The sequence below is a fragment of the Janthinobacterium sp. LS2A genome, assembly GCF_036543145.1.
GTDB lineage: Bacteria > Pseudomonadota > Gammaproteobacteria > Burkholderiales > Burkholderiaceae_D > Janthinobacterium > Janthinobacterium aestuarii.
In genome coordinates this window covers 1271400-1293471 of the sequence record NZ_JAZHPB010000001.1, presented here as the reverse complement: position 1 = coordinate 1293471, position 22072 = coordinate 1271400, and the positions used below count along the sequence as shown (strand labels likewise).

At 68.4% G+C, this 22072-nt stretch carries 11 protein-coding genes; 7 read left to right on the top strand and 4 right to left on the bottom strand.

Going from position 1 to position 22072, the window contains the following annotated elements:
• Window positions 1–98: 98 nt before the first annotated feature.
• On the bottom strand, window positions 99–1160 hold the full coding sequence (locus tag V3C40_RS05805) for an NAD(P)H-dependent flavin oxidoreductase (RefSeq protein WP_331776836.1): 1062 nt from the start codon (window positions 1158–1160) through the stop codon (window positions 99–101).
• A gap of 87 nt (window positions 1161–1247) precedes the next feature.
• On the opposite strand from V3C40_RS05805, the gene V3C40_RS05800 reads away from it, so the two are divergent.
• Together V3C40_RS05800 and V3C40_RS05795 are read left to right on the top strand one after the other, a co-directional pair.
• Complete coding sequence (locus V3C40_RS05800) at window positions 1248–2123, top strand: LysR family transcriptional regulator (RefSeq protein ID WP_331776835.1); 876 nt, start codon at window positions 1248–1250, stop codon at window positions 2121–2123.
• Window positions 2120–3259 carry a YbfB/YjiJ family MFS transporter gene (locus V3C40_RS05795; protein ID WP_331776834.1) on the top strand — a complete coding sequence of 380 codons (1140 nt, stop codon included), beginning with the start codon at window positions 2120–2122 and terminating at the stop codon, window positions 3257–3259. Before V3C40_RS05800 ends, V3C40_RS05795 begins: the two co-directional genes overlap by 4 nt.
• 3 nt (window positions 3260–3262) lie before the next feature.
• Here V3C40_RS05795 and V3C40_RS05790 read toward each other — a convergent pair whose 3' ends face one another.
• Genes V3C40_RS05790 through V3C40_RS05780 form a run of 3 tightly spaced genes read right to left on the bottom strand, consistent with a single transcriptional unit; the run spans window position 3263 to window position 6110 of the window.
• Window positions 3263–4300 (bottom strand): serine hydrolase domain-containing protein, encoded by a 1038-nt coding sequence (locus V3C40_RS05790; RefSeq protein WP_331776833.1) that lies wholly within the window; start codon window positions 4298–4300, stop codon window positions 3263–3265.
• On the bottom strand, window positions 4291–5097 hold the full coding sequence (locus V3C40_RS05785; RefSeq protein ID WP_331776832.1) for an alpha/beta fold hydrolase: 807 nt from the start codon (window positions 5095–5097) through the stop codon (window positions 4291–4293). Before V3C40_RS05785 ends, V3C40_RS05790 begins: the two co-directional genes overlap by 10 nt.
• Window positions 5094–6110, bottom strand: a complete 1017-nt coding sequence (locus V3C40_RS05780) for a M14 family zinc carboxypeptidase (protein WP_331776831.1) — start codon at window positions 6108–6110, stop codon at window positions 5094–5096. The genes V3C40_RS05785 and V3C40_RS05780 overlap by 4 nt, the downstream gene beginning before the upstream one ends.
• Window positions 6111–6319: 209 nt before the next feature.
• On the opposite strand from V3C40_RS05780, the gene V3C40_RS05775 reads away from it, so the two are divergent.
• The 5 genes from V3C40_RS05775 to V3C40_RS05755 all read left to right on the top strand — a co-directional run bounded on the left by V3C40_RS05775 (window position 6320) and on the right by V3C40_RS05755 (window position 22029).
• A complete protein-coding gene (locus V3C40_RS05775; protein WP_139248289.1) occupies window positions 6320–7054 on the top strand; it encodes a hypothetical protein in 735 nt (244 codons plus the stop codon).
• Window positions 7051–7626 (top strand): RNA polymerase sigma factor, encoded by a 576-nt coding sequence (locus tag V3C40_RS05770; RefSeq protein ID WP_139248288.1) that lies wholly within the window; start codon window positions 7051–7053, stop codon window positions 7624–7626. The genes V3C40_RS05775 and V3C40_RS05770 overlap by 4 nt, the downstream gene beginning before the upstream one ends.
• Before the next feature lie 8 nt (window positions 7627–7634).
• Window positions 7635–8606 carry a FecR family protein gene (locus V3C40_RS05765; RefSeq protein WP_070305971.1) on the top strand — a complete coding sequence of 324 codons (972 nt, stop codon included), beginning with the start codon at window positions 7635–7637 and terminating at the stop codon, window positions 8604–8606.
• 143 nt (window positions 8607–8749) lie between these two features.
• Window positions 8750–21325, top strand: coding sequence for a filamentous haemagglutinin family protein (locus V3C40_RS05760; protein ID WP_331776830.1), 12576 nt, complete (start codon window positions 8750–8752; stop codon window positions 21323–21325).
• Window positions 21322–22029: an RNA polymerase sigma factor gene (locus V3C40_RS05755; RefSeq protein WP_331776829.1), complete on the top strand. Its 708-nt coding sequence runs from the start codon at window positions 21322–21324 to the stop codon at window positions 22027–22029. Before V3C40_RS05760 ends, V3C40_RS05755 begins: the two co-directional genes overlap by 4 nt.
• Window positions 22030–22072 lie beyond the last annotated feature (43 nt).

The following is a 22072-nucleotide window of genomic DNA, read 5'->3' as shown; positions in this document are numbered from 1 at the left end:
AAAGCGGACACTGCAATACAGTCGCACGTCGGACCAAGGTGGTATGCGGCGAAGGCCTTCATTGTCCTGGCCGCACGCATGTCAGCGGCATCCTGAAATCAGCGCGCCATTTCCCTGGCCAAGGTCAACACCAGTTCCTCCGCCCCCATTTCCCGCGCCAATGGCGCCCCCTGGCCAGCCCACTGGGCTGCGAATTCGCTGTTGCCGTGCTGGCTGGCCAGCGCGTTTAATTGTTTGGCGGCATCGTAGGCGACCGGGTAGTCGGCTGGCGGCGGGCTGCCTGGCGCTTCGCCGTATTCAATTAGGCGGTTCACCATGCCGCGCGCCAGGCGGCCCGATAGCACGCTGGTCAGGCGCGTGCTTGCGGCACGTTCGCTTTTCAGGTTGGCGCGGTAGCCGGCATTGGCCGACGATTCCGGACATAGTACGAACGCCGTGCCCAGCTGGGCGGCTGCGGCGCCCAGGTCCAGCGCGGCGCGGATGCCTTGTCCATCCATGATGCCGCCGGCGGCGATCAGGGGCAGGGCGGTGCTGCCTGCCAGCAGGCGCAGCAGGACGCTGGTGCTGTGGCGCTCGTCCGGCGCTTGCGGGTCGAAAACCCCGCGATGGCCGCCCGCTTCCACGCCTTGCGCCACGATGGCGTCGACCCCCGCCTGTTCGATCAGCGCCGCTTCGCGCACATTCGTGGCCGTGGCCAGCGTGTAGATGCCGGCCTGGCGCAGGGCGGCGATCTGCTGATGCGTTGGCAAGCCGAAATGGAAGCTCACGACGGCGGGACGTAGTTCCAGCAACAGCTCGAATGCCGCGTCATTGCCGATGAACGTTTCGTAGATTTCGTCGAGCGCCACGGGCGCGGCCGCGCCCAGCTCCGCAAACAGGGGCGCCAGGTGGGCCAGCCAGGCCGCTTCGCGCCGCGCATCCCTGACCGCCGGCGCATGGCAAAACACATTCACATTGAAGGGACGGTCCGTCAGCGCGCGCGTGTCGATGATCATCTGGCGCGCCTGCGCCACGGTGCCGGAGCCGATGGCCAGCGAACCGAGGCCGCCCGCGTCCGAGACGGCGGCGGCCATGCGCGGCGTGGAGATACCGGCCATCGGCGCCTGGATGATGGGCAACTGCAAGCCGAGGCGGTCGAGGAAGGGCTGGAACGAGCTCATGATGTTTCCTTCACAAAGTTGAGGACATTGTGCAATATTCGTATTTGAAGAATATAATAGCATAATCATTTTCAAATAGAGAATACGATGGACATGGAATCCCTGACGATTTTTTGCGCCGTGGCCAGTGAACTGAGCGTCACCCAGGCAGCAGCCAGACTGGGGCGCGCGCCGTCCAGCGTCACCACGCGCATCCAGCAGCTGGAAGCCGATATCGGCACGGAACTGTTCGTGCGCACGAATAAACGCATGGCCCTGACGGCGGCGGGTGAGCGCTTTCTCGAGTATGCGCAGCGTTTGCTGGCGCTGGCGGAGGAAGCGCGGCACGTCGTCACAGGCGGGCGCGAGGGCGGCACCTTGCGCGTCGGCAGCATGGAAAGCACGGCGGCCAGCCGCTTGCCGGCGCTGCTGGCCGCGTATCACGCCCGCCATCCGGCGACGCGCCTGGCGCTGAGCACGGGGCCGTCGCGCCCCTTGATCGAGCAAGTGCGCACGGGCCTGCTCGACTGCGCCTTCGTCGCCTTGCCACCCTCGTTCGGTGGCACCGCCGCCCTGAAAGAGCTGGGCCTCGCATCGACGGCCGTGTGGCGCGAGGAACTGTGCTTGCTGCTGCCGGCCAGCGAAGGGCAGGCGCGCAGCGCCATGGACGTGCGCACGCGCTCGCTTGCGGCCTTCCCGCAGGGCTGCACCTACCGCGGCATCGCGGAAGAGGTGCTGGGCGTGGCCGGCAGCACGCAGTGGCAGGTGCAGGAAATGAGTTCGTATCACACCATGATCGCTTGCGTGGCGGCCGGCGCCTGCGTGACCTTGCTGCCGGCCAGCGTGCTGGCGCTGTCGGACGCGCCAGCTACCTTGACAACCCTGCCCGCAGGGGAGATTGACACCGTGCTGGTGTGGCGCGGGGGATTCGACGTGCCCGCCTTCCAGCATTTGCTGGCGCAAGTAGGCGAGGCGGCGCTGTGAGCGCGCCGGCCAGGCTGCGCGCCGCCATCGCGGCGGCCGTCATCCTCGCCATCGGCATGGGCTTTGGCCGCTTTGCCTTCACGGCCATCTATCCGCACATGGTCAGGGAAGGCGTCTTGAGCTTGCGCGACGGCAGCCTGGCCGCCTCGGCCAACTATGCCGGTTACTTGCTGGGCGCCATCCTGGCCATGCGCGCGCGGGCCCACAGCGCGCACCGGCTGTGCCTGTGGTCGGTGGCCGGTACGGCGCTGTGCCTGGGCATGCTGGCCTTGACTATGCCCGTCTGGCTCATCGTGACGGTGCGCGGCGTGGCGGGCGTCTTCAGCGCCCTGGCCATGGTGGCCGCGTCATTATGGCTGCTGGTCCAGCGCGGACATGGTCGCGGCGCGCCGCTGCTGTATGCGGGCGTGGGTGTGGGCATCGCCGTCTCGGCCGAATTGCTGGTGCTGGCCTCGCAGCTGGGCTGGCACAGCGCCGGCATGTGGCTGCTGCTGGCAGGCGTCACCGCGCTGGCGGGGCTGGCGGCAGCGCCCGCCATTGCCGCCAGTGGCCAGGCAACCCTGGCTGCACCGGCGCAAGCCGCCGCATCGGCCCTGGCGCCTGTGGCGCCGTTGCCGTTGGTGCTGATCTACGGACTGGCAGGATTTGGTTATATCGTCACGGCCACGTATTTGCCTGTGCTGGTCGGCGCTGCCTTGCCCGGGCTGAACTCCGCTCACGTATTGGCCGTATTCGGTCTTGGCGCGGCGCCGTCGTGCTTCCTGTGGCACCGGCTGCACGAGAGACTTGGGACGCGCCATGCGCTGAGGCTTAATTTGCTGCTGCAGGCGCTGGGCGTGGCGCTTCCCGTGCTGGCGCCCACGGCCGCTGGCTATCTGCTCAGCGCCATCCTCGTCGGCGGCACGTTTGTCGGCACGGTGACCATCGCCATGCCGGCCGCGCAGCGGGCCGCCGTCAAGGCAGCTAAGTTTGGCTCGAACATGATGGCCATCATGACGGTGGTGTATGGCATCGGCCAGATCATCGGCCCCGTGCTGGCTGGCAGCCTGTATGCGCAGTCGCACAGCTTCAACAGCGCCTTGTTGGCGGCCGCTGGCGCGCTGTTGCTTGCGATTCTCGTCAGCCTGCGGCTATGAAAATCAGAGAGCGAATGCGCCGCGCATGAAGTCGCGCCGGATGTCGTTGATCCTGGTGAAATCGCGCGTGTAATACAGCTTGTTCGTCAGCAGCACCGCATAGCGACCGCGCCGGGGGCTGAGCCACATGGCCGTGCCCGTGAAGCCCAGGTGGCACCAGACGTCGTCTTGCGGCCTGGTGCCTGCCGCCGGATGCCAGAACAGGCCGCGCGAGGGCTGCAGCTCGCCCGTCTGTACCCTCAGCGATTCCCTCACCCAATCGGCGTCAAACACATCGCCATGCGGAGTCAGCATCGCCCGCAGGAAGCGCTGCAGGTCGGGCACGTTGGAAAACAGGCCGGCAATGCCGCACACGCCACCCAGCAGCCGGCTCGAAAAGTCATGCACCGTGCCGGCAAGATGGGCGCCTGCTTCGTCGCAGTATTCGGTCGGCGCGACCAGCTGGCCGTGCCGTGGCGCCACAGGACCATATCCCGTGGCGGCCATGCCCAGCGGCTGCAGCACGTGCTCGGCAAGGGCCACGTCCAGCGGCATGCCCAGCAGCCGCTCGATGACCAGGCCGAGGATCAGGGCCGCGCGGTCCGTGTATTCCACGGCCTGGCCTGGTATGCCTTCCAGCTGCTCGCGCAGCACGCCGCGCACGATATCGTCGTACACGTCGCCATAGCTGGCGCGCAGGCGGGCGCGCAGCGGCAAGCCGGCCGTGTGCGTGAGCAGCTGGAAAATCGTGATGGGTGCCAGCGCATAGCCTTGAGTGCCGGGCAAGACGTCGGCCAGCCGGCTGTCCAGCCCCAGGCGTTTCTGGCTTACCAGTCTGCCGATGAGCGACCACACGCTGATGATCTTGGTCAACGAAGCGATGTCGAACAGGGTGTCGACCTGCATCGCGGCGCTGGCGGGATCGGGCGTGAGCCGCCCGGCCGCGCCCATTGCGTGGTGGTCGACGGTGCCCACGGCCCAGGTCGCGCCTGGAAAAATCTGTTCGCGGACGCCGGCTTCCACCAGCGCTGTCAGTTGGTCTGTGGGGTTTGCTATTGGCATGATGATTGTGCTGTGTTTATCTTGTGATCGTCTGTCGCTGCCACGCCCAGCCACCTCGCCACCGATTGCGCCACCCACTGCCCCTCGTCGAGCGGCAGGTCGTGGCCCGCGTCGCCGTGGATCAGGCAATCGGCCTGCCAGGCGCGGGCCAGGCGCTGCGAGCAGCGGTGGTCGACCAGTCGGTCTAGCGCGCCGGCCATCACCAGCACGGGCATGGGCGGGCGGATTGCCGGGGCGCGGTAGCGGGCGGCCGACAGCAGCTGGCGCAGCGCGTTGCGGCGGCTGACCGGGTATTCCTGCTGATATGTACACCAGTCGGCCAGCAGCGCGGGGTTGCCATGGGCATGCCTGCGGCTGGTCAGGCGCAGGATCAGACTTTCCTGGCTGCGCCCGTCGCCCAGCAGCAGCTGGCGCAGCAGGGCGCCATAGTTCTGCCAGCGCAGGCGCCGGTAAAACGGGCTATAGGGCCGCATGCTGGTGTTGATCAGTACGCAGCGGGCGATTTCCTGCGGGTAGCGGTGACCCCATTCGACGGCCACCATGCCGCCCAGCGACAGGGCCAGTAAGTGGTAGGGCGCGGGGATGCCGCGCGCCAGCAGCTCCTGGCGGCAGTCTTCCACCATGTCGGCCACGCGGGTGGCGCTGTCCTGCGCGTGGCGCGTGCCGTTGCCGGGCAAATCGGGCGTGACGATGGTGGCGCCGGGCAGGGCGCGGGCCAGGGTGGCGGGAAAGCTGCCCCAGTGGCGCTGTTCGCGCATCAGGCCGCGCAGCAGGACCCAGGTGGGCGATCCGCTCATGATTCGTACCATTGCGCCAGGGCGCGCCGGCGCTGGGCCTTGCGCAGCAAGCCTTCCGGCATCCAGCGGCCGTGGCTGCTGGCGGCGCGCATGAGGAAATCGAACCACACCAGGTGCCGGCGCAGCACGCGCTGCAAGCGGTGCGCGGCCGTGGGGTTGAAGATGCTGACCCGGTTGAACAGCTGGCGCGGGTTTTTCTTGACCCAGCGCCACGAGCCCATTTCCAGGGTCAGCGGCAGGAACACGCGCCCGCTGTAGCTGGTGCCGTTCAGGTACAGATAGTCCCACAGGTCGCCATGGGTGCGGTATTGCCGGCTTTGCGGCTCGAACACATAGTTGTGATTGGGATAGCTCTGGCTGAACAGCTCTTCCAGCGCGCCGATCTCGGCTAGATGCTCGATGGGCACCTTGGTATGCGCATGAGGAAACCAGATGCGGTCGCGCAAGCCGAAACCGGAATGGCAATCGAGGGCGATGCTGAACTGGCGCGACAGCAGTTCGCGCTCGACGAGGTTGCACACGGCCTGGCTTTCCACCTCCATCGGGCCATCCGCCGCGCCCCGGTACCAGGGCAGGCGGGCACTGTAGCGCTGTCCACCGAGCATGAACGGCACTTTTTCGCGCGCGCTCAAGGGCGCGTTGCGCATCAGGTCGACGCCGCGCGGATTGCTGCGCGTCGCTTGCCACATGCCGCCCGGATTGACCAGCGGCATGAACACGAGGCGCATGCTTTCCAGCTGCTGGTGCAAGGTAGCGTCCCAGCGCAGGCGCGCGATCAGGCTTTCGAGGAACGACAGCAGCACTTGCGTGCCGATGCGTTCGAGGCCGTGGATGCCGCCGAAAAAGCCCAGCACGGGTACGTCGGGGCTGGGATTGCCCATGGCGATCGAGTACACGGGAAATTCGCGCCCATCCATGGCGATGCTGCAGGGCGCGGCCACTTCCAGGTGGCTGCCGCCTTCGTCGATGAGGCGTTTCAGCATGACCAGCTCGGGCAGATTCTTTTCGATCATCAGGCGTCTGAAAGGGAGAGTAGCAGCCAGTGTAGCCGAAATAAGCACCGCGCCCGACGTCCCGCATGGCGAAATTTATTGATGGCAAGCATGTCACGAAGCCGTCATTTTTTGTGTGTAGGATATTGCAGTTGATGCAAGAATTATTACTTGGCAATCCCTTGTTGCCACGCAGTTTTCCCCTCACACGATAGCGACTCGATAGCGATATGACAGGCAGCCCGGCATCCGTCCATGTGCTTGCGCTGGCGGGATACCTGGTACTGCTGGGTTTCTTGGCCACGGTGGGGCCCGTGCGGGCGCAGCCGGCCGATGGCGCCGTGTTGCAGTTCGATATCGCCGCGCAAAACCTGGGCGACGCGCTCGATATGTACAGCCGCCGCACGGGCGTCGCCGTGCTGATGGACCAGCGCTACGCGCAGCGCCAGTCGGCCGCCGTGCGCGGCCCGTATGCGGCGGGTGCGGCCCTGCAAGCTTTGCTGGAAGGCACGGGCCTGCTATCGCGCCTGTCCGACGCGCAAGCTGTCATTGTGTATGCCCCGGCCGGCGCTTCAGCAACGGCAGCGGACTTGCCGCAGGCCGCCGTCGTGGCCGCCGCCGACATCCCGGGCGCCACGCAGGGCGGCGGCGACCATGCGGCCTATGTCAGCCGCTTGCAGCACGCGCTGCTGGGACTGCTGTGCCGCGCGGCGCAGACGCGTCCCGGCGGTTATCGCCTGGCGCTGCAACTGTATCTGAACCGTGCCGGCGTGGTGGACCGCGTGCACCTGCTCGACAGCACGGGTTTGCGCGCGCGCGACACGGCCATTGCACGCGTCGTGCTGGGCATGCGCGTGGGCGCCGCGCCGCTGCCGTCGATGCCGCAGCCCGTTTCCATCCTGCTGCTGCCGCAAGGGCCGGGCAGCGAAGTCGATTGCGCCCCCAAGACCATGGCCGCGCCATGAGCATGCCCGACCTGCGCACCAAGCTCAAACGCCACCTCAGTTCGCGCTACGCCGTGCTGCGCTGGCGCCTTGAGCGCGTCGTCGGCTGCAAGCACCATGCGGCCGATGCGCTGCAGGAAACCTGGCTGCGCCTCGAAGCGATGGTGGCGCCGGGGCCGGCCGCCGCGCCCGTCCACAATCCCGACGCCTATTTGCTGCGCATGGCGGCCAATATCGCCACCGATGCCTACCGCCGCGACCGCATCATCGTCACCGAGCGCGAACGCGAAGAACTGATGCACATGGCCGACGAACCGGGCGACGACATCAGCGACCCGGCCCGCATCGTCTCGGCGCGGCTCGACGTGCAGGCGCTCGACGCGGCCCTGGCTGGCCTGTCGCCGCGCCGCCGCGCCATCCTGACGGCGGCACGCATCGACGGCATGCTCAATGCGGAAATCGCCGAACGCTTCGGCATTTCCGTGGCAATGGTGAAGAAAGAATTGCAGGCCGCCCTGCAACACTGTAAAACGTGCATGGCCGACGCCGATGCGGCCCAGCGCAGCGATGTGTCGGGCCGGCGTAAATATTGATGAATCCCATGACTGCTCCCGACCGCGATCCACGCGCCCCTTTAGATCATGCCGACACGGCCATTGGCCGGGAAGCCGCTGCCTGGTGGGCGCGGCTGCGTGCCGACGATTTTACGCAAGCCGACGCCGACGCCTTGCGCGCCTGGTGCGCGCTTAGCCCCGACCATGCGCGCGCCTGGCGCGAGCTCAAGCAAGTGTGGCAGGCGCTCGACCTCGCCTTGACCCGCGCCGCCGCACCGCAGGGGGCGGCCGTGCTGGCGTTCCCGGCGCGCCCCGGCCGGCGGGCGTTTCTCGGTGGCGCGCTGGCGGCCGGCGTGGCCGTGCTGGCCTTGCGTCCGCCCTTGGGCGCCTGGCCGTCGCTGCAGGAATTGCGCGCCGATTACCGCACGGGCACGGGCGAGCAGCGGCAACTGGCGCTGTCGCAGCAGATGACGGTGCAGATGAATACGCAGACGCGCATCGACGTGCGGGCGCCGGAAGCGATCGAACTGCTGGGCGGCGAAGCGGAAATTCTTGCCAGCGGCGCGCGCCAGCCCGTATCGGTGGTGGCGGGCGCGGGGCGTTTATTGGCGCAGTCGGCCCGCTTCAATGTGCGCCACACGGACGACGCCGTGTGCGTCACCTGCCTGGCGGGTGCCGTGGACGTAGTCTGGCAGCAGCGCCGCCAGACCCTCGACGCGGGGCAGCAACTGGTCTACGACGAGCAAGGCGTGCAGGCGGCCACGGCCGCGCCGGCCGGGGAGGCCAGCGCATGGCGCACGGGCGCGCTGTCGTTTGCCGGCCAGCCGCTGTCCCGCGTGGTCGATGAAATCAACCGCTACCGTCCGGGCAGGGTCGTACTGCGCAATGCGGAACTGGGCCGGCGCCTCGTGCGCATGCGCTTTTCCATCACCCAGATGGATGGCGCGCTGGCGATGATACGCGACTTGACTGGGGCGCAAATGACCAGCCTGCCAGGCGGCATCGTGCTGCTCAGCTGAAGTGCGGCGCGTGCCAGGGTGCGCCGCAAAAAATATTTTACAAAAGTATTATCCCTTCCGCCGCCCAGCTACGTCATGGAGGCATGGACGCTTGCGCTAACGCCAGGCTCCGTTCCCTTCTCTCTAGCCAGGAAACCATTGCCATGACCAAGCTTCACACTGCCCAGCGCCCAGTCCTCACGTCCACGCTGGGCAGCCGCTTGCGGCTCACGCCGCTCGCTTACGCATTGACCACCATGCTGATGGCGGGCGCCTTCAGCACGCCGGCCCGCGCGCAGCAGGCGTTCAGCGGCGGCTGGTTCGCGGCCAAGGGTGCGGCGCAAAATACGGCGGCCAGCTCCGGCCGCCTGCCGAATGGCCAGCCGCTGCCGCTGGGCAGCCGCCCAGAGGGCCAGCAACAGCAGGCGAACCAGCAGTTGCAGCGTTCGCTCAACAACCTGAACCTGGCCGCGCGCGCCATCGCCGCGCAGCAAGCGGCCCAGGCGCAGGCGCGCCAGGCAGCTGGTGGCGGTCTCAGCATGCCGAACGGCCTGGCGCAGGGCGGCTTGCAGGTCGACACCAACAGCCTGACGGCCGGCTGGCTCAACGCCCAGGCGCCCGTGCAGACGGTGGCGGCGGGCAAGACGGCCGTGGTGGTGCAGCAGACGGCGGACAAGGCCATCCTGAACTGGGAAACGTTTAATGTGGGCAAGGACACGACTCTGACCTTCCAGCAGCAGAAGGACTGGGCCGTGCTGAACCGGGTCAACGATCCGCAAGCGCGGCCCAGCCAGATCCAGGGCCAGATCAAGGCCGACGGCACGGTGCTGATTGCTAACCGCAACGGCATCGTGTTTACCGGCACGAGCCAGGTCGACACGCGCAGCCTGGTGGCGGCCGCGGCCCGCATCAGCGATACGCAATTCCAGAAGAATGGCATCTACAGTCCCGGCACGGCCGGCGCCGCGACGTTTACCGATGCGGACGGCAAGGTGCAGGTGCAGGCGGGCGCGCGCCTGGCCAGCAATGCGCCCAAGGGCAGCACGGAAGGCGGCGGTTACGTGATGCTGCTGGGCAAAGAGGTCCACAATGCGGGCGAGATCAATACGCCGAAAGGCCAGGCCCTGCTGGCCGCCGGCGACAGTTTTACCATCAAGAAGGGCGTGGGCACGGATGGCAACCCGCTGTCGACCACGCGCGGCAGCGAAGTCACGCCGCAATTCGCGGCCGCCAGCACTGCGGGTAAGGTCGTCAACACGGGTCTGATCCAGGCGCGCGAAGGCGACATCACCCTGGCCGGGCGCGACGTGCGGCAGGATGGCGTGCTGCTCGCGTCCACCACGGCGGCCACGCGAGGCACCATCCACCTCAACGCCCTGGGCGGCGATGCTGCCGTGACCCTGGGACGCGGCGCCACCACGGCCATCGTCGTCGAGGACGACGGCAAGACGATGGCGCTCGACAGCCAGCGCGACGCCATGCGCGGGCCGGCCGTGACGTCCACGGAAAATATCCTCGCCGTCAACGACCGCCGCGACCAGTCGCGCATCGAGATCGGCAGCGCCGGCACGGTGGAATTCCTCGGCGACTCGCTGACCCTGGCCACGGGCGGGCAGCTCGCCGTCAACGCCGGCAGCCGCAGCCTCGTGCGCGATGGGGCCCAGCTCGACGTTTCCGGCGCCGTGGGCGTGAAAGTGGCGATGGCGGCGAACAATGTCGAGATCAACGTGCAGGGCAACGAGCAGCGCGACGCGCCCGTCAACCGCGACGGCAAGGCCCTGATCAACAGCAGCATCTGGGTGGACCGCCGCAAGCTCGTGTTCGTACCGAAAGGCACGAACGGCTACGACAGCGACCGCTGGTACACGGCCGGCGGCTTGCTGGAAGTGGCCGGTTATTTGGGCACGCAAGGCCATTCCGTCAGCGAATGGATGGCGCAGGGCGGCACGGTGAGTTTCGGCGGCAAGGATGTCATCACGCAGCTTGGCTCCAGCATCAATCTATCCGGCGGCACTTTGGACGTGCAGACGGGCGCCGTGCGCCAGACCTGGCTCAAAGGCGCGGACGGCAAGCTGCACGAGGCGGGCAGCGCGCCCGGCGACTTGCAGTATCTGGGCGTCTACAAGGGTTACGAGGAAGAACACGCGCGTTGGGGCAAGGATGCCAGCGCCTTCTACGCCAATCCCCTGATCGCCGCGCAACTGCGGCTGGAAAACGGCTACACGGCGGGGCGCGACGCGGGCAAGCTGGTGGTCGCCACGGGGTCGGCCGTGCTGGAAGGGGGCATCGCGGGCGACGTCTTCCAGGGCGAGCGCCAAGTGCAGGCGCCGCAAGCGCTGCTCGACGGCTACCAGCAGTCGCAGTTCGCGGCCGCGCAGCGGGGGCAATTGATCGTCGGCCAGTATCAAGCCATGTTCGACAAGCGCACGGGCGTGCTGCAGCATGCGCTGTCGGCCGTCATGGACGAGGTGCGCCTGACGCGTGTGCAGGACGGCATCGCCGCCGGCCTCGACGTGACAGGCATGCTGGACGCTGAACGCCAGGGCAAGCTGCTGCTCGACACCGGCTTGCTGAACAGCCAGCAGCTGGGCGCCATCCGCATCGCGGCCAAGGGCGCGGTCACCGTCGACAGCGCGCTGCAGGTGGCCGATGGCGGCAATATCACCTTGTTCGGCAATGACGTGGCCATCAACGCCAGCCTGCGCAGCCATGGCGGCAGCATCATGGCCGGCAATGTGCTGAACCAGATCGGCGCGCTGGGCATGGTCGACACCGTCGTCATTCCGGGCGGGTCTGCGGGCAAGCTGGTGCTGGCCGATGGCGTGAGCCTGGACACGAGCGGCTTGCTCAGCAATGTACTGCGCGACCCGCTGGCCGCCGCGGGCTTGCCCTACATGAATGGCGGCAATGTCTCGTTGCGGGCGAGCGGCGACGTGCGCATCGGCAATGGCAGCCTGATCGACGTGAGCTCGGGCGCGGCCATTCTGTCGCAGGCGAAACAGCAGGGCGGCAAGGGCGGCAACGTGAGCCTGGCCAGCTATGGGCCGAAGGCCGACCTGGTGCTGGGCGAGGGCGCGCAAGTGCGCGGCCATGGCGTGGCGGGCGGCGGCAAGCTGGAATTGCAGGCGAACAAGATCGCGATTGGCCAGGCCGAGACGGAACAGAAAGGCGCCCTGCAACTGGGCGGCGACTTCTTCGACAAGGGGTTTTCCAGCTACAGCCTGGTCGGCAAGCAGGGCGTGGCGGTGGCGGAGGGCACGCAGGTCGACGTGCGCATGCCCGTGCTGCGCGTGGTGGACAACGAGAAACTGGCCGTATGGACGCCGGAGCAGGTCACGGAAAACGCGCTCAAGGGCACCTTGACGCAGCGCAAGGGCGCCAGCCTGGCCTTGCAGGTGGGCGATATCGAGTCCGATGCGGCCGGCATGGCCAGCGCCGAACTGCTTGTGGGCAAGGGTGCCGTGGTGAGCGTTGATGCGGGCCAGTCGATCAAGCTGTCCAGCGTGGGCCAGCTGACGGTGGACGGCCGCTTGAACGCCTGGGGCGGCAAGATCAGCCTCGGCGGCGTGGGCGTCGGCGTGAGTGTGTCCGAAGCCGTGGAAGCGGCCGGCCATGGCCGTTCCCTGTGGATAGGCGAGAATGCCGTGCTCGACGTCGCCTCGCGCGCCGTCACGGCTGTGGATGCGCAGAGCCGGCGCTACGGCAAGGTGGTCGATGGCGGCAGCATCGTCGTCGGCGGCGAGATCGACAATGCGCAGGGCAGCACGTCGGCGGCCAGCCTGTTTGTTGTCGTGCGCGATGGCGCCGTGCTCGACGCTTCGGGCGCGCATGCCGTGCTCGACGTGAACGGCGCGGCCGTCGACGTCGCCAGCGCGGGCGGCAGCATCGCGCTGGCGTCGAACAACGGCTTGTATCTCGATGGCCAGCTGCTGGCCAGGGCCGGTGGCGCGGGCGCGGCAGGCGGCAGCCTGTCCGTGGCCACGGGTTCGCCCGAATACCTGAAAGTGCTGGCCACGGACAAGGTGCTGCAGGGGCGGCAACTGGCCGTGACGCAGCGCCAGGGCGCCAGCGACCTGGCCGAAAACGTGCGCGCACGGGACGCGGCGGCAACGCTGCAGTACGGCCACGGCCGTTTTTCCGTGGAGCAGGTGGAAGCGGGCGGCTTCGGCAGCCTGGCCCTGCTGGGGGCCGCCTCCTTCGATGGCGACGTGTCGCTGCATCTGCAGCAAAGCTTCCAGCTGTACGGCGCGCCCGTGCTGACACCAGGCAGCAAGCCCGGCGCGAAGGTCGGCATCGCGGCGCCGTACGTGCGCCTGGCCAGCGTCAAGCCGGTCGGACGCGATTTCTATGTCACGCCAGGCACGGCGGGCGAGTCGCCGGTCGCCGGCCAGGTCAGCATGACGGGCGACCTGATCGACGTGCGCGGCCTGGTCAATATCGTTGCCGACGACGTGCGCCTGACCAGCCGCGGCGACTTGCGCTTCCTGCTGTCCCCGCTGGGCTGGGGCGGCGCGGAGGCGACGACGGTGCTGTCCTCGCCGGGCGACATGACCCTCAGCGCGGCCCAGCTGTACCCGGACACGGGCGCCGGCGCCGCCGTACGCGTCGGTTATGGCCGCACCGATGGAAAGTTCGGCTACGACCCGGCGCGCAGCCTGCGCATCGCTCGCACGACCGATGGCGTGCCGGCCATGCCGTATTCCGCCTTCGGCTCGCTGGAACTGGAGGCTGCGCATATCGAGCAGGGCGGCGTGGTGCGCGCACCGCTGGGCCGCTTAGCGATCGGCGCGGCCCGCTATGACAATGACAAGAGCCTGAGCGTCAATCTGCTGGCCAACAGCATCAGCTCCGTCAGCGGCGCCGGCCTGGTCATGCCGTATGGCGGCACGGTCGATGGCCAGAGCTGGAACGTTGACGGCAAGCTGGCCGCCTTCATGGGCGTGGGCGGCTTCAATGCCCAGGGCGGCCTGCGCGTCGGCATGGAAATGGCCGGCGTGGCCGTGCACGTGCAGCCGGGCGCGCTGCTCGACCTGTCCGGCGGCGGCGAACTGACGGGCGCCGGCTTCATCGCGGGCCGCGGCGGTTCCACCGATGCGCGCACTCACCCGCTGGTGCAGGTGGGGGCGAACGGCGGTTTTGTCTTGCCGGGCCTGGCGACGAATCCCGTGTACGCCATCGTGCCCGGTGTGCAGGCGCCGCAAGCGCCTTCGGGCGCCGCCGATGCGGTCATTGGCCGGCAAGTGACGATAGGCAGCGGCGTGCCGGGCCTGGCGGCCGGCACCTATACACTGATGCCGTCGACGTACGCCTTGCTGCCGGGCGCCTTCCGCGTGGAGCTGAACGGTCTGGCGGGCCAGGGCGGCGCCGGCTCGCTGGCGCAGCCGCTGCGCAACGGTTCCTGGGCCGCGCCCGGCACCCTGTCGATCGCCGGCACGGACATCCGCGCACCGCTGGCCAGTCAGCTGATACTTACGCCGGCCAAGGTCTTGCGCACGTATTCCCAGTACAACGAAATGGGCTATGCCGCGTTTGCCCTGGCCGATGCGCAAACGCGCGGCATTCCCCGCGCGATGCTGCCGTCCGATGCGAAAACGCTCAAGCTGACCATGGCGCCCGGCGGCGGCCTCGAGACGTTCCAGTTCCAGGGCGCCGGCAAGTTCGCGGCGGCCGAGGGCGGCTATGGCGGCACCGTGGTGCTGATGTCGAACGATAGCTCGACTGGCGAAATTGAAATTCTCGCCGACGGCGCGCCAGCCAGCGGCGGCGCAAAACAGGTCAGCATACGCGCTTCAAGCCTGAACAATATCGGCGCGGCCCGCATCGTGGTGGGCAATGCGCCCACGGTGGAATATGGCCAGGGCGGCAATTACGTGAACTTCGGCGTCCAGTCGGCGCGCGCCATCTACCTGCGCGCCGGCGCCGTCCTGTCGGCGCCCGAAGTGTTCCTCGTCGCCCAGGACCCGAGCAACGCGCAATTGGGCAATGGCGTGATCGATATCGCGCCCGGCGCCGGCATCAACACCCTGGGCCGCGGCAAGGCCGCGTACGACGCCAATGATGGCTTTATCTACAAGAGCCGTCCGGACGTGCACGTGCTGGCCGCGTCGAACGGCTTGCTCAATGTGGCGCCCGTCAGCGGCACGACGCGCGGCGGCATCCGCATCGGCATGTGCGCCGCCGCTTGCGCCGGCACGGCCAGCCTGTATTCGGAAGGCACCTTGCTGCTGGCGACCAGCGGCAGCTTCCAGCTCGACGACACGGCCCGTTACGGCACGCGCAACCTGAGCCTGGCCGTGGGAGCCATCAATATCGGTTCGAACGAGGCGCTGGCGGCGGCCAAGTCCGGCGGCACGCGTCCCACCGGACTGACCCTGAACCAGGGCCTGCTGGACCGATTGCTGCGCGGCGACACCAGCACGGGCGCGCCAGCGCTGCAGGCGCTGATGCTGAACGCGGCCGACAGCGTCAATTTCTATGGCGACGTGGTGCTCGACACCTACGACAAGACGAGCGGAAAATCGAACCTGGAGCGCCTGGTGCTGACCACGCCGGCCATGTATGGCCAGGGCGGTGCCGATACCGTGGCAACCATCCGCACGGCTAACCTGATCTGGGGCGGCGCCCTGTCGGCGCCCGGCAATGTGATCGCGCATGGCGCCGGCACGGGCAGCGGCATCCTGAATCTGGAAGCGGAACGCATCGATTTCGGTTTCGGCCCGTTCACGCAGCCGGCCGGCGTCGCCACCTTCGACCGCCTGGCGCTGGGTTTTGGCACCGTTAACCTGAAAGCGTCGGGCCAGGTCACGGCCAACCACAAGGGCAGCCTGTCCGTCCACCAGGCGCAGGGCGCGTATGAGGCGGGCAAGGGTTTCCAGTACAGCGGCGGCAACCTGAACATCAGCACGCCGCTGCTGACGGGCGAGGCCGGTTCATCGCATAGCTACACGGCGGGCGGCGCGCTGGCCGTGACGGCGCCAGCCGGCGCGCCAGCCCCTTTCGCCAAAACTAACGCCGCGCTGGGCGCCCAGCTGGCCTTGAACGGCGACAGCGTGACGGTGGCGACAGCCGTGGTGTTGCCGAGCGGCAAGCTCACGGTCAACGCGCAGCACGACATCAGCGTGGCCGACGGCGCGCGCATCGACATGGCGGGCCGCAAGAGCACTTTCTTCGACGTGGACAAATACAGCTGGGGCGGTGACGTGACCCTGGACAGCCGCGCCGGCGATATCCGCGCAGCTGCCGGCAGCGTGATCGACCTGTCGGCCGGGAACAACCGCGCCGGCAGCCTGAAAGCCGTGGCCCTCGATGGCGCGGCCGGCATGGTGGAGCTGCAAGGCAAGATATTGGGCGGCGCCAGCGGCAGCTACGACGCGGGCGGCACTGTGGTGCCATACAAGAAGGGCAGCGTGGACGTGCGCGCGCACACCCTGGGCGTAGGCGGCACCCTGGACGGCCAGTTCGCCGCGCTCAACACGCGCCTGAACGAGGGCGGCGTGACGGGCGCGCGCAGCTTCCAGCTGAAACAGGGCGACTTGACCATCGGCAATGAGCTCAAGGCGGGCGACGTGCAGGTGGCCGTCGACAATGGCCGCCTCACCGTCGCCGGCGTGATCGACGCCAGCGGCGAGCGCGTGGGCAGCATCCGCCTGGCCGGCAAGCAGGGCGTCACCCTGGCCAACAACGCCGTGCTTGACGCGCATGGCACCGTTCTGCGCGTCGACAGCTATGGCAAGATCATCGACAGCCCGAACCGGGCCATGGTGGAACTGAACGGGGGCGAAGGCTTGCTGGACCTGGCCGGCGGCGCGCAGATCGACGTGCGCCACGGCACGGCGGCCGTGCTTGGGAAGGGCAAGGGCGCATACGACGGCGCCGCGCGCGGCACGGTGGAACTGAGCGCGCCGCGCCTGGGCAGCGGCGGTTCCCGCACGGACGCAGACGCGGCCACCTTTGGCGATATCGCCATTACGGCTGGCGGCGGTCTCACCATCCGCGGCGCGAAATCGATCGCCATCAATGCCATGCAGCGCTATGACGATGCGGCTTATGCCAGGGACCTGTCGGCCAGCGGCCGCCCATATCAGGTGGTCAACCAGGCATACCTCGACAGCAAGCATGCGGACAGCACGGCTTTTATCGATGCGGCGCTGGCCAATACGAACTTGCGCAACGGCAAATTGGCGGGCTTGAACACGGCCGCGTATGCCGATGCGCTGCACCTGCGTCCCGGCGTCGATATCGTCAGCAAGACGCCAGACGGCGACCTCGTGGTGCAGGGCGACCTGGATTTGTCCGGCATGCGCTACGCCAGCCTCAATCCGCGTTTTCAAGTGACGCATGCGCGCGGCTCGGGCGAGGTGGGTAGCCTGCTGCTGCGCGCTGGCGGCGATTTGAATATCTATGGCAGCATCAATGACGGCTTCGCGCCGCCGCCGTCCACGCAGGACGACAAGGGCTGGTTGTTGCTACCGGGGCGAGACATCAACGGCAGCGACGTCATCGTGCCGGGCAAGGGCGTGACCCTGGCTGACGGCACCATCTTCCCGGGCGGCGTCACGCTCAATTACGACGTGCCCGTCAAGGCCCTGAGTTTCCGCGCCAACACGCGCCTGCCCGTGGATGTGGTCCTGAACCAGAAGCTCACCGTGCCGGCCGGTACGGTACTGGCCGCTGCCGTGCGCGACAGCGCCGGCAATATCGTCCACGCGGCGGGTACCTTGCTGGCCACGGAACAGACCTTTACTACCGGCATGCGGCTCGACGCGGGCAGCGTGGTCGCGCAAATGGTCAAGGTGCGCGCCATGACCTGGCCGAAAGGCGTTGCCTTGCCCGGCTTGCTGGGCGAGCTCAACGTGGTCACGCTCAGTGGCAAGGTGGCGCTGCCCGTCGGCGCGCTGATCCCGAACGGCACCGACGTCAAGCTGCTGCCCGGCGTGGATGCCATCGAACTGCGTCCGGAAGTGGCGGGGCGCCAGGGCGCGCTGTGGGCCATCGCACCGATGCTGGCCGAAGGTTCGCAATCGTGGGGCATGCGCCTGGCGGCCGGCGCCGACCTGGACGCGGCCGACACGCGCAGCGTGCAGGCGCATCCGTCGCACGGCACCCTGCGCCTGGCCGACAGCCATTACGGCATGTATGGCGTCATGATCCCGCCGAAGGGCGTGCAGCACTGGACGCAGGCGGCGCAGGAGCTGGGCGAGCGCGAGGGCATCGTCGGCATCGTGGCGGGCGAACCGATCACCGAGGAATTCATCAGCCAGTTCGGCCAGACCGTGGCGGAGTTTTGCGCTGGCGACGCCAGCATGTGCGTGCTGAAGCTGGCCTATGTGTGGACCAAGGCCGGCGCCGAAGAATTCGCCGACCCCAGCGTGAAGGCGGGCGACGTGGTCGACCTGGCCGGCCTGGGCTGGCCCACCATGTGCGAGGAAAACCCCACCTGGTGCGGCACCTCCAACCCTACCTTCGACAACAAGGCGTCCAGCCTGCGCCACAGCGTGCTGCGCACGGGCACGGGCGACCTGGACCTCGTCAGCGGCGGCGACTTGCGCGTGGACAGCCTGTACGGCGTGTACACGGCCGGCATGTCGTCCATGGCGACCACGGCAGGCGACCCGTACAACCTGGCGCGCGCGCGCAATCTGGACGGCAAGGTGCTGGCCAACCCCGATGGTGCGCATGAACGCCTGGTCGATGGCGGCGCCGACAGCATTTACCGGGCATGGTATCCGGACCAGGGCGGCAATCTGCTGCTGCGGGTGGCGGGCGACCTGAGCGGCTCGCTGGTCGGCGCGTCCGCCGCCACCAACGGGCGCCCCGTCAACACGGATGGCATGGGCGATTCGGTAGCGGTGGGCAACTGGCTGTGGCGCCAGGGCAGCGGTGGCGTGGCTACGGGCGGTCCGGCCCAGCCGACGGCGTGGTGGATCAATTTCGGCAGTTACGTGGGCCGCGATACCCTGGCCGATACCGTGCTGGGCTTTACGGGCTTCGGCACCCTGGGCGGCGGCAACGTGCGCGCCGACGTGGCGGGCGATGCGGGCGTGCTGGCGCCCAAGGTTGCCACCGTGTATGACATCAACATCAATCCGCGCTCGCAGGGCTTGCTGCTGGCCGTGGGCAGCACGGGCCGCGTGCTGGCCGATGGCAGCCTGCAACTGACGGGCGGCGGCGACCTGGACCTGCGCGTGGGCGGCGCCCTCAATCCCGCCAGCCAGTCCGGTGGCGGCCACTTGAATGGCGCGCTGGTCGACTTGCGCGGCCACGTGGACGTGGCCGCTGCCCAGCTGGGCAAGGTCGCGCTGCAGTACGGCACGCGCTCGACCGACCACGTGCCGCTGGAAACGCGCGCCTTCGACGCCTTCCACGCCACGCGCGCTACGCCGCAGGGCGGCATGACCCTGGTGCCCGGCGACGCCACCGTCAGCGTGGCGACCCTGGGCGACCAGGTGCTGCAGGACGTGGCCGACCCCGGCCGCGTGCCGATGTTCAACGCCGCGTCGTTCATCAGCGCGTCGGGCGAGCCGGGCGCCGGCTACAGCTGGTTCAGCCTGTGGACGCCGCGCACGGCGCTCGACCTGTTCTCCGCCGGCGGCAACATGACGCCGTTGACGGCGCCGGTCGGCACGGCCACTGACCTGGCCGTCGTCTACCCGTCCATCGTGCGGGCCGCAGCCGCGAATGGCAGCTTGTATTATGGCAAGACCATCTCGGACTGGGGTGGTGCGACCGCGTATGCCGATCCTTTGCTGCTGGCGCCGTCGGGCTACGCCCAGCTGGAGTGGCTGGCCGGCGATTCCATCTATGCGGGCGGCTATGCCGTCAGCCAGTCCGGCGCGGCCGCCGACAGCATGGCCACGCCGTTCAAGCCTGCCTTCGAAGCGTGGAATCTCAGGCCTGGCAGCCTGACGTCGGCGGGCGGCAATGTTTCGGGCTCGGGCGTGCCATCGTCACAGTGGAACTTTCCGCTGTTCGCCTTCGGGCCCGATTCCGCCGCCGGTCCGGCCAACAGCGGCACGCAAGTGGCGCGTATCTATGCCGTGAAGGGCGATCTGATCGGCGTCAATAGCGGCCGCATGGTCGCGTTCTACGACGCCAAGCACGCGGGCATCACCTGGTACGAGGGGGCGCAACCGGTCTGGATGAGGGCGGGCCGCGATATCGTCGGCAGCGGCACGGCGCTGCTGGAAGCCATCGACGGCAGGGGCGGTAGCGACATGATGTTCAGCAATTACAGCAATCTGTTCGTGCATAACAACGTGTTCGACGTGTCGGTGGTGTCGGCCGGACGCGATATCCTCGGCAGTTCCTTCAACGTGGCCGGCCCCGGCACGCTCGACATCAGCGCCGGGCGCAATATATTGATGCAGGACAAGGGCAGCGTCGTCAGCCTCGGCCCCGTCGTCGCGGGAGACAAGCGCCCGGGCGCCGGCATCGCCATGCAGGCCGGTGTGGGCGCGGCTGGCCTCGACTACCTGCGCTTCGTCAAGCCCTATCTTGACCCGGCTAACGTGGCGAAGACGGGCGTGCCGCTGGCCGACCAGGCCGGCAAGGTGGTGAAAGCGTACGACGGCGAACTGGCGACCTGGCTCGGTGAGCGCTACGGCTTCAAGGGCACGGCCGCCGAAGCGCTGGCCTACTTCCTGGCCTTGCCCGAGCCGCAGCAGCGCGTGTTTGCCCGTAACGTGTATTTCGCGGAACTGAAGGCGGGCGGGCGCGAGTTCAACGATGCGGACAATGCGCGCTACGGCAGCTTCCTGCGCAGCCGCAACGCCATCGCGGGCCTGGCGCCAGCCACGGACGCGAATGGCAAGGCGATTTCCTATGCGGGCGACATCATCATGTACCGCGGCCTGTACGCCAAGCGCAACGACGGCGAGCAGCGCTGGGATTACTTCCCCCGCAGCGGCTACGTGCATACGAACTTCGGCGGCGATATCCAGATGCTGACGCCGGGCGGCAAGCAGGTGCTGGGCATCGAAGGCGAGGCGCCGCCGTCGACATCGGGTGTGATCACCAAGGGCGGCGGCAATATCGGCCTGTTCTCGCACGGCAGCATCCTGCTGGGCCAGAGCCGCATCATGACGACGTTCGGCGGCGATATCCTCGGCTGGTCGTCGACGGGCGACATCAACGCGGGCCGCGGCTCGAAGTCGACCATCGTCTACACGCCGCCCAAGCGCGTGTATGACAGCTGGGGCAACGTGACCCTGTCGTCCGACGTGCCCAGCACGGGCGCCGGCATCGCCACCCTGGCGCCGATCGCCGAAGTGCCGGCCGGCGACGTGGACTTGCTGGCCCCGCTGGGCACCATCGACGCGGGCGAGGCGGGCATACGCGTGTCGGGCAACGTCAACCTGGCCGCGCTGACCGTGATGAACGCGGCGAACATCCAGGTCAAGGGCGAAGCCAAGGGCATGCCGGCCGTGGCGTCCGTCAACGTGGCGGCCATGACGAACGCCAGCGCGGCCGCCACGCAGGCCACGGCCGCCGCCCAGGACGTGGTGCAGCGCGAGCGCGCCGCCACCCGTTCGGCGCAGCCATCGGTGTTCACGGTGCGCGTGCTGGGGTTTGGCAACGACGCGCCGCCCGACAGCGCGCAAGCGGCGCCGCAGGATGGCGCGCGCACCGAGGCGGCCGACTACAATCCGCGCAGCGCCGTGCGCGTGCTGGGCCTGGGCCCGCTGCCGGAATCGGCCACGCGCCAGCTGACGGCGCAAGAGCGCAGCAGGTTGTCGCCATGATGGCCGGCCTGGCGAGTATGACGGCTGCCTTGCCCTTGCGCATGACGGGCATGGCTTGGTACCGCCCGGCCATCCGCCCCCGGCAGCAGGCGGCCAACGACGTGGCGCCAGGGCAGGGCGCCCGCCTGCAGGCGGTGCTGGAGGGCAATTACGCGGCCCTGCACCGGCGCCTGGCGCGCCACCTGGGTTGCGCCGAACTGGCCAGCGACAGCCTGCACGACGCCTGGCTGCGCCTGGGCAGGCTGGCGGCCGGGGACGCGGACGGAGCTGCGCTGGCGCATAGCCCCGTCGCCTATGTGTTTCGCGTCGCGTGCAATGCTGCCATGGACAGCCTGCGCCGCAACCGCGCCTGGCTGTATGCGGACGACGGTGATGGGGGCGGCGCCGGCCTCGTCGATTTCCTTGCCGATACGGCGGCCGGGCCGGAACGCCTGGCCGAGCTGCAGGCGGACGTGCGCCGGCTGGCGCTGGCTGTCGATTTGCTGCCGCGGCGCCACCGGCAAGTGCTCGAAGCGCTGCGCGTGGACGAGCTGACCCGCCAGGAGGTGGCCGAGCGGCACGGCATGTCCTTGCGTAACGTCGATACGGCTTTGCGCCAGGCGCTCGACCATTGCGCCCGCCACACGGGCTACGCGGCGCAGGGCGGCGTCGGCACGACCCGGCGCGGCCTCAGGCTGAACGTTCGTTTGCGTACAGACGCGTAGGAATCGGCCCGTCAGACTGGTGCTTCGGGCCTGCATGCGCCCA

Excerpts from the sequence above, each read along its gene's own strand:
- V3C40_RS05805 (WP_331776836.1), bottom strand. The coding sequence starts at position 1,160 with ATGAGCTCGTTCCAGCCCTTCCTCGACCGCCTCGGCTTGCAGTTGCCC.
- V3C40_RS05800 (WP_331776835.1), top strand. The coding sequence starts at position 1,248 with ATGGACATGGAATCCCTGACGATTTTTTGCGCCGTGGCCAGTGAACTG.
- V3C40_RS05790 (WP_331776833.1), bottom strand. The coding sequence starts at position 4,300 with ATGCCAATAGCAAACCCCACAGACCAACTGACAGCGCTGGTGGAAGCC.
- V3C40_RS05785 (WP_331776832.1), bottom strand. The coding sequence starts at position 5,097 with ATGAGCGGATCGCCCACCTGGGTCCTGCTGCGCGGCCTGATGCGCGAA.
- V3C40_RS05780 (WP_331776831.1), bottom strand. The coding sequence starts at position 6,110 with ATGATCGAAAAGAATCTGCCCGAGCTGGTCATGCTGAAACGCCTCATC.
- V3C40_RS05775 (WP_139248289.1), top strand. The coding sequence starts at position 6,320 with ATGACAGGCAGCCCGGCATCCGTCCATGTGCTTGCGCTGGCGGGATAC.
- V3C40_RS05770 (WP_139248288.1), top strand. The coding sequence starts at position 7,051 with ATGAGCATGCCCGACCTGCGCACCAAGCTCAAACGCCACCTCAGTTCG.
- V3C40_RS05765 (WP_070305971.1), top strand. The coding sequence starts at position 7,635 with ATGACTGCTCCCGACCGCGATCCACGCGCCCCTTTAGATCATGCCGAC.
- V3C40_RS05760 (WP_331776830.1), top strand. The coding sequence starts at position 8,750 with ATGACCAAGCTTCACACTGCCCAGCGCCCAGTCCTCACGTCCACGCTG.
- V3C40_RS05755 (WP_331776829.1), top strand. The coding sequence starts at position 21,322 with ATGATGGCCGGCCTGGCGAGTATGACGGCTGCCTTGCCCTTGCGCATG.